Origin of the sequence: Alkalimonas sp. NCh-2, assembly GCF_039631345.1 — a bacterium.
Classification (GTDB): Bacteria; Pseudomonadota; Gammaproteobacteria; order Enterobacterales; family Alteromonadaceae; genus Alkalimonas; species Alkalimonas mucilaginosa.
Window position 1 is genome coordinate 334717 of sequence record NZ_JBDIUV010000001.1, and the last position, 12789, is coordinate 347505.

Consider the following 12789-nt stretch of genomic DNA (forward strand, 5'->3'; position numbering starts at 1 on the left):
GTTATGGGCGAAAACCAAGCTTTGCTAAAAAATCAGAGAATTTTCGATATTGCTTCTGATTTAAAGACACCTGAAAGAAGTACATCACTGCTGTTTTTGGTGTAAAGCCCCCATTAAACAGAGATTTGAAGTAACAGGATAACCCTTTGAGTTTCTTCCCTTGCTGTGCATAACCTTTTGCAACCGAGCGACCTAACACCGCATAGTAAGCTCGTTTGGTCAAAAGGGGCCTTGTTCTATCTAACCAAGCAATTCTCTTAGCGGGATCGATAGCACTTGATAATCTGCTATCTGACCAGTGATCTTGCCAAATCGCCCCAGGCTTTTCCAACATGGTTATGCTTGCACCTGCAGCCACCAGCCTGATGGCAAAATCCATATCATCACCATAGCCAATAAGTTCATCGTACATCACTGACTTAGCCAGCTCCGACGGAACAATAAGAGTAATGGTTGGGACAAAACCTTTGTTGCAAAGCAGGTACTCACTAAAAACTTCTGTTTCTTTGGGGCCTCGACTGGGCTTTAGAAAGGAGACTTCATTTCCCCGGTCTACCTGCACCTGGGTAAAGGTACAGATTCTGCTGCCATTTTTCAGTGCTGGCAAAGCTTGCGCTAAATGTTCGGACAAAAAAACGTCGTCTGAATCTAAAAAAGCTATGTAGCTACCTGTAGCAGCTTTAATTCCGGTGTTTCTTGCATTAGATGCACCTCCATTCTTTTGCTTAATATATTGCAGTCGGGGTTCAACTTTCTTTACCTCAGCGAGAACTGCATCGGTATTATCCGTTGAGCCATCATCAACAACAATTATTTCAAAGCGTTGTTCCGTTTGCTTTAAAACTGAGTCTATTGCTTGTCGAATAGAATGGGCGCGGTTATACGCAGGTATTACTACGCTAAAAAGTGGAGTAACGGACATTTTTATTCCTTTTCTGTCCAAAGATGGGCGCAAGATTCTTGGTAATTGGTTGCCAAATCAACCAGAGCTGGCACAACTGGTTTAGGCTGCATGTTTCTGTCATACAATAAGGGATAATCGGTTCGACCTTTCACTGGCCAGTCATTCCGCCAACTTCTTTTATCTGTAACGCCCCAAAAAGTAACACGGCTAACAGCATCACGATGCTTTAAAAATACACAAAACAAATCGACATAACGGTCTGTAAGCTGCTGCATAACCTCATCTGGCAACCCTTCAGAGTAAGGGTTTAGCTCTTGAATTCTTGCTGGGTTAATTTCTGCATCCTCTCCCCTTTCTTCTGGACCAGGAAAAGGTAATACCGATACATCGAGCTCAGTGATCATGACTTTAATACCAAGCGATGAAAAACGGGAAATGGCTTCATCCAACAGCTTAATATCTGGGTATGTTAGACTGTAGTGTCCCTGAATTCCTACTCCGTGAATCGGAATTCCCTTAGATTGTAAACCTTGAATCATTTTAACTACAGCATCTTGTTTTGATTTATCCACAAGCCCATAATCGTTGTAGTATAATTCCGCATCAGGATCTGCTTGATGTGCAAATTCGAAAGCTTTCTCAATATAATCCTTACCAATCAAATTTAACCATGGGCTAGGCCGAAAATTTCCATCGTAATAAAATGCCTCATTAACAACATCCCATCCATGAACTTTGCCTCTATATCGAGCTACCATAGTAGCAATGTGCTTTCTCATAACTTCCAGATAGAAATCTCGGACCATATCGCCGTTCATCACTCTATCTGTGAATAGCCAGCTCGGGTTAGCTTTATGCCAGACTAATGTATGCCCGATAAGCTGAAAATCACTCTTATAAGCCATATCAACAAAGTCATCGACATATGAGAAATCATACAGTCCAGTTCGCGTTTCAATTTGAGACCACTTCATAGCAAACTCATGTGTCATGCTATTAAAGTTTTGAGTAACAGATTGCATTACAACATCATCGGCTGTGTCAGTTTTAGACAAAGCAACTCCAATCGAAAAATAATTATCATATGCCAATGATAGCTGAGCACTATCACTGCTTAGCAGTGAGTAGCTAAAAAAGTAAGAGATGCCAATTAAGAATAAAACTAGTCGAATAGTGACGAACCTCAACATTACCACTAACTCCTTTTAAAATTTAGATCGTCTAATTTAAGGTACAGGGAAAAGTAGAATATAAGTATTAGGAACCACCTTCCATCAGTGGCATTTAGAAAGTCAGTTTCAAGCATATTATGTAACGTGAAAAATAAGAATGATGAGAAAAATAAGAACATGAATGGATGCACAGTAGTGCGACTTAAACTGACTGCTTTAAAAAAAGGCATAATAACAAATGTAAATACGCAAAGGGATAAACCAATAATTCCGAGCGAAATTAAAACCTCTAAATAACCGTTGTGTGCATGTGTCAAAGTAAATACCCAATCAACCCAACCGAAAGCATACTCTACAACCAGCATGTCTTCCCCTACACTCCAAACAGAGCCATAGCCTATACCAAGCCAAAAATGATCTTGTATGGCTCTTAAAATTATATCCCAGATGGTAGCACGGCCAGTAAAGGCTTCGGGATTATCTAGTATAGACACAAACCCATTGATAATTGGCTCACGCAGTAAAAAAATAGATAACAGGATAACGACATAAGATATGCCCACTACATTTGAAAATGATTTTATATGTAAAGTCTTATATATAAAATATCCAAAAGCTAATGATGGAATTAGGAGTGCTGCACTTGTTTTTGACTTGGTGAAAATCAAAAATATAAATGCTAAGAGAATAAGCACCAACCACACATAAGATTTTTTATGATAGTACTGATATAAAAACAGTGATATCGCTACTACAAGTGCTGGACCTGCGTGATTCTTATGAATAAAAATACCTTTCCAGTTACCCTCCAGGCCAGTATCAAAAAGCTCTGCTCCAGTATGAACGGCACCAGGAAGTATAGGTATCGCAATCAAGCTAATAACAACAAGAACTGCTAAGACTCTTGTAACACACATGATAGTTTGATCGAGTGTCATACAGCTAATCAACATAAAAATAGTACTTACAGTGATCAGTAGAAGTACCACGCGTCGTATAGAAATGTCTGGATGATCAGCCCAAAAAACAGACAGAAAACACCAGCCCATAAAGATCAATAGTAAGGGTATCTTCTTGAGTTCAGAAATTCTTTGATTTCTAAGGAAAATCGTTAAAGATCCAGCAAAGAAAGAAATAAAAACAAGCTGCCTTATAAAACTTCCACCACCCGTATCACCCAATTCAATTTCTAAACCGGAGTTGGTAGAGAACGGTGACAAGCCAACAAAAGCAAATGCTAAAAGTAACCCTAAAAGCAAGGATGCTAGGTTTTGGTGAGTAAATGCAGGTATTCGTATAATCATAAAAGTGTTCAATTACCATGCACGTTAGTATAGACAGCTCTTTGCTTACCCCAGAGAGCACTCAACTTGCCTAGCTGTCGTGTGAGTTTTAATCGTGCTTTCATATGTTTGTGTGGAATAGGCAAAAATATCAATGCAAGCAATGATGATATTAATAAAGCTAACGACAATTTAGAAAACTCTTTAACCCAATCTAACAATCGGGGTTGCTGGTTTTTAATAATTCGCATATCACCTGCACCAATTCTGTATGCCCGTTCAACTGCCCATTTTTTAGTTAGACGGCTTGCAGTGAAAAGTTCATGTGCTTGTGCCTGATGCGCAAACGCAAAACTTGCTCCAAGCCTTTTAATACGGGTAAAGAACTCTTTATCGCCACCACCTACCAGTGAATAAAAGGGGTCAAACCGCTCTGTTGGAAAGCTTTCAATAATGGAACGAGACAGCAGCACATTGGTTGTTCCCTGAATCAGCTCAGTTTTACCTGAAACCCCAGGATTACTTTCATAGTATATATGCAAGCCCTTGGCCCAATCCGGTCGTTCGGTCTCAAACTCAGGCGATACACTACCACCCACTACCTCTGCACCTGTTGCCAGTTGCACTTTGACTAATTCTGCTATCCATTGCGGCTCCACCCATTCATCATCATCGATCATGGCCAGATGGATCGCATTAAGTTGTTCAAAGCCATACTGCATCAAGGCATTACGAACCTGCGAAATACCACGCTCGTTCACTGGTATTGCATGCAACTCCCAAGGATAGCCCTCGGCTTTTACCTGCTCTGCCACCTGCAACCCTTGCCCGCCATCACCTTCGTTGTCGGCAATCAGCACAATAGGCGTAAAATCACAACTTTGCTTTGCTATAGAATCCAGTAAACGCCGCAAACCAATTGGTCTTTTGTAGGTTGGTATACCTATGACAACTGTCTGTGATCCCATATGGTCATTTCACTCCACGATAAAGACGAACCAACAAAGAAAAAGCGACCAACTCACCCATTAAAATACCAATTAAAGAAAATGAAGGCTCAAATAATTGCAGTGAGATAAAGACCAATGGAATGGTCAATAGTGATGTCTTCACAGTGACCAAACTAAGGGCCTTAAACTGGTCAGCAGCTTGTAAAAAGACACTGTAGGTGCTACTTAGAGATCGGCTTCCCCGAATCAATGCAAACAGCAAAGCAGCCCAAAGCAATGCATGAACACTTTGGCTGTCTTTCCAGTAAAGGTCGATAAAAAATAGTAAAACAATAGCAGCAATAATGCAGTTTAAGAACCAGAATACTGCATTCACCGCTCTGTAACGAACCAGAGATATTTTGGCTTCAGCAACGAACCCTTTTGACAGTAACTGACGAAGTCTTGGCCGCTCTATCTGTGCCAGGCTTGTCAGTACTACCATTACTGGCCGGAATAACAAACCAGCTGCTGCAATTGGCGCAAAAGCTGCTGGCCCAAAAAAGAAGGTGACCATGTAAGAGTGAGAGTTGAGTGTACCTTCAGTAGTTAATACACCAACTAATGCATGCTTACCCTGCTTGTTCCAACCTTCCCTAAACCCTTTAAAACCGGCACGAAATGCCGAAGTGAACTGGGGCTTTAAATATCGACTGCCAAGCAATGGCGTAGCCAGTAAAGCAGCTGCAGCAGTTAAAATACCAAAGCTTTCTAAGCTAACGTTTTGAGTAAAGAATAGAGCGCAAGCGCCAACTAAACTGAGTGCAGAATAGCAAGCATCAGAGATAACTACTTTACTGTGTTGGTGGCTGTTGTTGCAGTAAGAGCGACCAAACCAGCGTAATGTGGTGATAAAAGCGCTAAAAGCATAGATACTGCTTAACCAAGGTGCTTTGGTAAAGCTATAGACTATAGATGCCTGAATGACAGCAAATACAAGGCAAAGCAAAACGTTTGCCAGCATAAAGCTATGCACCTTTGCTTTTGCATCGTCATTATCAGAACCTTCTAGCTCACTTAGTGCAATTAGCAATGGCGAACCAAGCATGGCATTAGAGAAACCGTTTGCCAGTGCTTGTGTAATTAATAGAAAAGCAAAAAGACCATAAGCCTCAACAGAAGCTTGCTGCATCAGACACAGCGCAAGTACCAAGCTTGTCAGTGCCATCCCTGCTGAGCCACCAATGGCAGCGATAGCACGTTTAAAAGGCAGTTTAGTTGACATCTGCTGCCACGTTCTTTTGTGCTCGGCCATGCTTCAGCACACAATAAATCGCATGCGGGTTGGTCACCGCGTAGCGCCAAAACAGCTTTCTCGGATCATTTGCCATCCGGAACAGCCATTCCATCCCTGCTTTTTGCATCCACATAGGGGCGCGTGGGTATTCGCCGGTAATGTAGTTGTAACAGCCACCGCACGAAATAATCACCGGCACATTCAGGCGCTGCTTGTTGCGAATACAGAAAATTTGCTCTTTCGGTTTGCCAAGGCCCACCCAGAGTACATCGGGCTTTGCTGCATTGATGGCATCGCAAATGGCGGTTTCTTCCGCTTCATTGAAGTAGCCATGCTGCACCCCTACCACCTGAAAATTCGGGTAGCTCTGTGCTAAGACATCGGCTGCTTTGGTAACCGAGCTTTCCTTGCCACCCAGCAAAAAATGCTTGAGCGTTCCTTCGTAAAAGTTAGGAATATCGTGGATCATATCCGTAGTGGCAGTGCGTTCTGGAATGGCGTTGCCTTTGTTAAACCAGCGGGAAAAACTCACCACGCTCTGGCCATCGGCATGCACCAGATCCGCTTGATCCATCTGCGTTTTTGCCTCGGCATCGGAGTTGTAGATGGAAATAGCATGGCCATTGTTGCTGAAAATAACAAAGGGTTGCGCTTTGTTCTGCTCGCTGTAGTGGGCGCAGATATTACCGACCAGCCTGGCCAGGTCCTTGCGCCCAAGCCGGGCAGTCTCTATTCCGCCTACATTGACGGTATCGAAGATTGGTTCAAACATGCTTGTAATACCCTGTGGTATAGGCTTGGTACCAAGCCACAAAGTGGCCGATTCCTTCAGCTAGCGGGGTTTTCGGTGAAAAGCCGGTCGCACTGCTAAGTGCAGCCACATCAGCGTAGGTCTGATACACATCGCCCGGCTGCATGGGTAAATAGGTTTTATCTGCAGTGGTATTCAGCGCTTGCTCAATGGTTTGAATAAAGCTTTCCAGTTGCACCGGCTGATGGTTGCCAATGTTGTACAAGCGGTAAGGCACCGGTTGCTCTGCACTGCTGGTAGGAACCGCATCGGCCGTGCGGACAACCCCTTCAACGATATCGTCGATGTAGGTGAAGTCGCGCATCAGATCACCATGATTAAACACCTTAATCGGCTTGCCCTGGCTGATGGCTTCGGTAAAAAGCCATGGCGCCATATCGGGCCGGCCCCAGGGGCCATACACTGTGAAAAAGCGCAGCCCTGTGGTTGGCAACTGATACAAATGGCTGTAGGTATGGGCCATCAATTCATTGGCTTTCTTGCTGGCGGCATACAATGAAATCGGCGTATCCACCGGGTCGGTTTCGCTAAAGGGTACTTTTTGCTGGTTGCCATACACCGAGCTGGAACTGGCATACACCAGGTGTTCTACCTGATGATGCCGACAGCCTTCTAAAATGGTCATCATGCCAACCAGGTTGGAATCCACATAGGCCATTGGGTTTTGCAGGCTGTAGCGCACCCCGGCTTGCGCAGCCAGATGCACCACGCGCTGAAACTGCTCGCTGGCAAACAGCGCCGCCATGCCGTCGCGGTCGGCTAAATCCAGCTGCACAAAGCGAAACTGACGGTATGGCTGCAATTGCGCCAACCGGGCCTGCTTTAAAGCCGGATCGTAGTAATCATTCAGGTTATCCAGCCCCACTACTTCATGGCCCTGCTCCAGCAAGGCTTTTGCCGTATGCATGCCGATAAAGCCTGCGGCACCGGTTACCAGAACCTTCATATCAGACACTCACCTTTTTGACCGTTTCACCACGCCCGATGGCGTAATAGATAAAGCCTTTTTTGCTAAGGCGTTGCGGTTCAAACATATTGCGGCCATCAAACAACACAGCTTGCTTTAATTGCTGCTTAATCACATCAAAATCCGGTGCCCGGAACTGTTTCCACTCCGTACAGATAATTAAAGCATCCGCGCCTTTTAAGGCGGCTTCTTTAGTACCTACCAGCTCCAGATCATCCCGTACGCCATAGATACGTTGAGTTTCTTCCATGGCTTCCGGATCGAAAGCTTTGATGGTAGCCCCTGCTGCAGTCAGCTCGTCAATCAGTACCCGGCTGCTGGCTTCACGCATATCATCGGTGTTTGGTTTAAAACTTAAGCCCCAAAGCGCAAAGGTTTTACCGGCCAGCTGCTCACCAAAATGACGCTTTACCAGGTTGGGCAATTTGTATTTTTGCTGGTTATTCACCGCTTCGACGGCCTGCAGAATTTTGGGCTGGTACTGCTCACCTTCCGAGGTGCGGATAAGCGCCTGCACATCTTTCGGGAAGCAGGAACCGCCATAACCGCAGCCAGGGTAAATAAAGTGGTAGCCGATACGCGGGTCGGAACCAATGCCTTTACGCACATGCTCAATATCGGCACCCAGCAACTCGGCCAGATTGGCCATTTCATTCATAAAGCTGATTTTGGTTGCCAGCATGCAGTTCGCGGCGTACTTGGTCAGTTCGGCCGAACGCACATCCATAAACACCATTTTGTCGTGGTTGCGGTTAAAGGGCTCGTACAACTCACGCATCAAATCCACCGGGCGCTCATTGAAGGTACCCACCACAATGCGGTCCGGTCGCATGCAATCGTTTACTGCCGCGCCTTCTTTTAAGAACTCAGGATTAGAGACCACATCAAATGCCAGCGATTTGTTCAGGCTTTGCAAAGTCTGCTGCACTTTGGCCGTGACTTTATCGGCAGTGCCAACCGGTACGGTGGATTTGGTAATAATCACTTTTGGCTCTGACATGTAAGTAGCAATGGTTTCTGCCACCGCCAGCACGTATTTTAAATCGGCCGAGCCATCTTCATCCGGTGGCGTCCCTACGGCGATAAACTGGACCTCACCATGGGCTACGGCCTCTTTGGCATCGGTGGTAAATTGCAGGCGGCCAGAGGCATAGTGCTCTTCTACCAGCGGGGTCAGGCCCGGCTCATAAATAGGAATAATGCCTTTTTTCAGGTTATCTACTTTTGTTTGATCAACGTCGACACAGACCACATCGTGCCCTACCTCTGCCATCACAGCAGCTTGCACCAGCCCGACATACCCAATACCAAAAACTGTTACTTTCATGCGCTAGTACCTTTGGAATCTTTACTCTGGAAGTAAGCAAAAAATTGAAAACAATAACAAAAGCGCAGCCAGCGCTGGAAGCTTAGCTACGCCTGTTGGCAATCGTTAAGACGACTGGGCTGCCAACTGCACCACTTTTTTGTCTGTCGCGGATGCCTGCAGTAATTTTTCCATCTGCGCCCGCAAAGGTGCGCCCAGAGACGGATGCTGCAAAGCAAACTCGAGATTGGCGGTAATTAACCCCAGCTTGTTGCCGCAATCATGGCTTTTCCCCAGAATGCGATAGGCTTCTACCGCTTCCAGCAAGCGCAATTGATGCAAGGCATCGGTCAGCTGAATTTCATCGCCGGCACCTGGCGGGGTGAATTCCAGCAAATCCCAAATGGCGGCAGACAACACATAACGACCGGTAATGGCAAAGTTGCTGGGCGCTTCATCCACCGCTGGCTTTTCCACCATATCCAGCACCGGTGCGGTCTTGCCGGCAGCCAGGCTTTGCTCGCCAATATCGACTACGCCGTATTGATCGACCAGATTTTGTGGCACAGGTTCCACCATAATCTGGCTGGCCTGGCTTTGCTGATAACGCAGCAACATGGCCGCTAAATTATCCTGCTTCAGATTGCTTTGAAACGGATCAATCAACACATCCGGCAACATCACGGCAAATGGCACGTCACCAATGACCGGACGGGCACACAAAATGGCATGGCCCAGGCCCAGCGCGACCGGCTGACGCACCGAAATAATAGTGACGTTTTTAGGAACTATGCTACGCACATCTTCCAGCAGCTGGCGTTTTACCCGCTTTTCCAGCGTGGCTTCCAGCTCGAAGCTTTTATCAAAGTGGTTTTCAATGCTGTTCTTGGACGAATGCGTCACCAACACGATTTCTGTGATACCGGCCGCTACAGCCTCTTGTACCACATGTTGGATCAGCGGTTTATCCACCACGGTCAACATTTCTTTTGGAATAGCTTTGGTCGCTGGCAGCATGCGGGTGCCAAGGCCTGCAACCGGAATAACAGCTTTGGTTACACGAGGAGCGCCTACTGAAGAATAAGAGGAAGAAGACATGGCGTTTTCCATAACAAAAAATAAACAAAAAACGGTAAGGAGCAAGCCTGCGTTTTACTGGTTCGTCCTTGTACCGCGCGAAAATGATAGCTTTCCGCTTGTAGCTATCGGGCGGCAATTCTATCATCATGCCCCTCAGGTTAAAAGGAATTGATGAATAATTTATGACGAAAACGTACAGTATTGCAGCTGTACCAGAGTCAGGTATAGTAATGTACTTTATGTATCAACCTTTTGCGTTATGCTTTACTGGCGGAGAATCGGATACTATGAGTCATCATGCCGGCTAAAGTTGCGGTTCGGTGGTTATTCAGTACGGCAGCTCTGTTGCTGTTGTTGCTCTGTGCCAGCTCTGGCTGGAGTACACTGGAGCATTTTCGCATTACCGATAGCATGCTTCGGTCGGTGGAAGAGCGCTATGGCCGTGCCGGACGCTTTCGGGTAGAACGTTGGCAGCGCTTGCTGGATCAACACCGGCAAAGTGACATTCACACCATGCTGCAGGCAGTGAATCGCTTTGCCAATGATACCGTGGGCTACGCCTCTGATCTGGAGCATTGGGGGCAGAATGACTACTGGGCTACCCCACTGGAAACATTAGGCACCGGCAAAGGTGACTGTGAAGACTATGTGATTTTAAAATATGCCAGCTTACGGGCGCTGGGAGTGCCTGAAGAACGCCTTCGCTTAATGTATGTGCGGGCGCTGAGCATCGACGAACCTCATATGGTGCTGATTTACTTTGAAGAGCCGGATCAATTTCCCCTGGTGCTGGACAACCTGACCAACCGGATCCTGCCTGCCAATGAACGCACCGATTTACGGCCTGTGTACTCCTTTAATGGCCAGGGGCTATGGATGGCGCGCGCACAGGGCTTAGGACAAAAAGTACCCAACAGTCCCGGCGTACGGGACTGGACAGTGCTGCTGGAACGCATTGAGCGAGGCGAATAATGCAACGAGGACACAATGGCCGGATTATCCCTTAAAACACAGATTTATGCCCTGGTGGTTGCGCTGGCCCTGGTGGCCTATGCCGCTGCACTTTACACCAACATCAATGGCATGCGGCATTACCAGCAACAGCAACTGGCATCGCATGCGCAGGATGCGGCCCATCACCTGGGCTTGTCGATCGCGCCCTACCTCGATGAGCAGGGCCTGGTGCTGGCTGAAACCATGGCCAGTGCCTTGTTTGACTCTGGCTATTACCAACAGATCCAGTTTGAAACCTTAAGCGGTGAGGTGGTTTTTCAACGCCATTACCCGGCGGTGCCCCACTCGATACCGGCCTGGTTCAGTCGCTTATTTCCGTTGGCACCACCGTTGATGAGTACCGAGGTCTCCAATGGCTGGATCCCGGCCGGCCGCCTGCTGGTGCAATCGCACCCGGGCGCTGCTTACCAGGCCTTATGGCATCAGGCGCAGCAATTAAGCAGTCGCATGCTGATCGCCCTGCTACTGTGCCTGGTAGCCGGCTATCTGATACTGCAACGGGTATTGCGACCGCTGCACAGCATTCACCAGCAAGCCGAAGCGGTAATGCGCAAAGATTTTACGCCAAACCCTGAACAGCCTTTTACGCTGGAACTGCGCAGCGTGGTGCACGCGCTTAACCGAATGGTTGCCACCATTGCACAAAGCTTTCAGGAGCAAACCTTGAATGCAGAGCGTCTGTCAACAGAAGTCTATAAAGACAGCCTGACTGGTCTGAGAAACCGCCGGGCCTTATTGCAACAATTCGAGCTATGGCGTGATGACGCCACTGCCGCCGGTGATCAATTGGCTTTACTGATGCTGGACTTACCCTCTCTGACAGCCATCAATACCCGCGATGGTTACAGCCATGGCGATGCTTACGTCTGCCAGGCAGCCGGGCACTTTGCCCGGTTGCTGCCGGAGCAGCATTCTGCTTTGTACCGTTTATCCGGTTCGGAGTTTGCGATCCTGGCCTGGTGCAGTGAGCAGGCAGCAAACCATCTGTTGCAAGCTCTGAATGATGAAGCGACCCGGCTGCAGTCGGATGCATTTCCGGCGGGCTTTGCCCGCTGCCGGATGACCAGGGTATTAGCAAACGAATCCTTTACCGATTGCATGCAGCGATTGGATACCAGCAGCCATCCGCACCTTGCCGATCCAAAGCACCCCACCTTTAGCCGTGAAACCTGGCAGACACTGCTGGCACCTTATACCCGCCTTAGCAGTGACGAGCCTATTCGTGATAAAGCAAGCTTTTTGCAGCAATGCGAGGCGATGAGCAGTTATTTTGACTGGATCCTGCAACCGGTCGTTAACACCGATAAAGAGCCCCTGTATATCGAGAGCTTTGTGCGCTTTCGCTACCAACAACAACAACTCTCTACCGCAGAGACCTTTGCCATGGCAGAACGCTTGCAACTGGCTTTGCCGCTGGAAAAGGCGGTGTTGTGTTACACCCTGTGGCGCCTGCAAGGGGTAGAGCAGACCCCGGTTGCCATCAATCTGAGCAACGCCTTTATTAAAGATCCGGAACAACAAGACTGGTTGTTGCAACTGCTGGATGTGTTGCAAGCCGATTTGCCACCGCTGCTGTTCGAAATCAAAGAAAGTGCTTTTTTGCAAGCCCCGGATCATCTGACAGCCTTGGTGGATGCGTTCAAAGCCCGGCAAATCCGCGTGGTGATCGATCAATTTGGTGCCAGTTTATCGGCGTTTCACTACATGCTTAAACTGGATGTCGATTTTGTAAAGGTAGATGGCAGCCTGATCCGGCACTTAGAGGATGAAAAAACCCGTTTCTATGTACAAAGCATGGTGCAGATTTGTCATGGCATCGGCATTAAGGTACTGGCAGCCAGCATTGAACATGCCGCTGTGGAAGAGTTGTGCCAACAACTGCATCTGGACGGTTTACAAGGCCATGGTATCGCTGTCGAACAAAAATTCACGGTAGTGTCACAAGAAAAGCTGTGCAATGGCGGGAAAACTAGTTTAGAATCACTAATAGAAAATTCTTTAATCCGCCTACAATGAGGGAACGTTA

At 47.2% G+C, this 12789-nt stretch carries 11 protein-coding genes; 2 read left to right on the forward strand and 9 right to left on the reverse strand.

Features of this window, described 5'->3' with window-relative positions; translation table 11 throughout:
• Position 1: 1 nt before the first annotated feature.
• From ABC502_RS01620 to galU, 9 genes are all read right to left on the reverse strand, one after another.
• Entirely contained in the window at positions 2-922 is a 921-nt protein-coding gene (locus ABC502_RS01620) for a glycosyltransferase family 2 protein (RefSeq protein WP_345914693.1), read from the reverse strand.
• A 2-nt stretch (positions 923-924) separates the two neighbouring features.
• Positions 925-2094, reverse strand: a complete 1170-nt coding sequence (locus ABC502_RS01625; RefSeq protein ID WP_345914694.1) for an endo-1,4-beta-xylanase — start codon at positions 2092-2094, stop codon at positions 925-927.
• 5 nt (positions 2095-2099) lie between these two features.
• Positions 2100-3380 carry an O-antigen ligase gene (locus tag ABC502_RS01630; RefSeq protein WP_345914695.1) on the reverse strand — a complete coding sequence of 427 codons (1281 nt, stop codon included), beginning with the start codon at positions 3378-3380 and terminating at the stop codon, positions 2100-2102.
• An 8-nt stretch (positions 3381-3388) separates the two neighbouring features.
• Complete coding sequence (locus ABC502_RS01635; protein WP_345914696.1) at positions 3389-4327, reverse strand: glycosyltransferase; 939 nt, start codon at positions 4325-4327, stop codon at positions 3389-3391.
• Between the two features lie 4 nt (positions 4328-4331).
• Positions 4332-5573: a hypothetical protein gene (locus ABC502_RS01640; protein WP_345914697.1), complete on the reverse strand. Its 1242-nt coding sequence runs from the start codon at positions 5571-5573 to the stop codon at positions 4332-4334.
• Positions 5563-6357 carry a WecB/TagA/CpsF family glycosyltransferase gene (locus tag ABC502_RS01645; RefSeq protein ID WP_345914698.1) on the reverse strand — a complete coding sequence of 265 codons (795 nt, stop codon included), beginning with the start codon at positions 6355-6357 and terminating at the stop codon, positions 5563-5565. The genes ABC502_RS01640 and ABC502_RS01645 overlap by 11 nt, the downstream gene beginning before the upstream one ends.
• Positions 6350-7342, reverse strand: a complete 993-nt coding sequence (locus tag ABC502_RS01650) for an NAD-dependent epimerase (protein WP_345914699.1) — start codon at positions 7340-7342, stop codon at positions 6350-6352. The genes ABC502_RS01645 and ABC502_RS01650 overlap by 8 nt, the downstream gene beginning before the upstream one ends.
• A gap of 1 nt (position 7343) precedes the next feature.
• Positions 7344-8690 (reverse strand): UDP-glucose/GDP-mannose dehydrogenase family protein, encoded by a 1347-nt coding sequence (locus ABC502_RS01655; protein ID WP_345914700.1) that lies wholly within the window; start codon positions 8688-8690, stop codon positions 7344-7346.
• A gap of 105 nt (positions 8691-8795) precedes the next feature.
• Positions 8796-9767, reverse strand: a complete 972-nt coding sequence (gene galU / locus ABC502_RS01660) for a UTP--glucose-1-phosphate uridylyltransferase GalU (RefSeq protein ID WP_330087815.1) — start codon at positions 9765-9767, stop codon at positions 8796-8798.
• Between the two features lie 279 nt (positions 9768-10046).
• Here galU and ABC502_RS01665 point away from each other — a divergent pair, with 279 nt between their 5' ends.
• Together ABC502_RS01665 and ABC502_RS01670 are read left to right on the forward strand one after the other, a co-directional pair.
• Positions 10047-10721, forward strand: a complete 675-nt coding sequence (locus tag ABC502_RS01665; protein ID WP_330087816.1) for a transglutaminase-like cysteine peptidase — start codon at positions 10047-10049, stop codon at positions 10719-10721.
• Positions 10722-10736: 15 nt separating this feature from the next.
• The gene (locus tag ABC502_RS01670) at positions 10737-12779 is read left to right on the forward strand and encodes an EAL domain-containing protein (protein WP_345914701.1); all 2043 of its coding nucleotides are present in this window, start codon (positions 10737-10739) and stop codon (positions 12777-12779) included.
• The last annotated feature ends 10 nt before the right edge of the window (positions 12780-12789 follow it).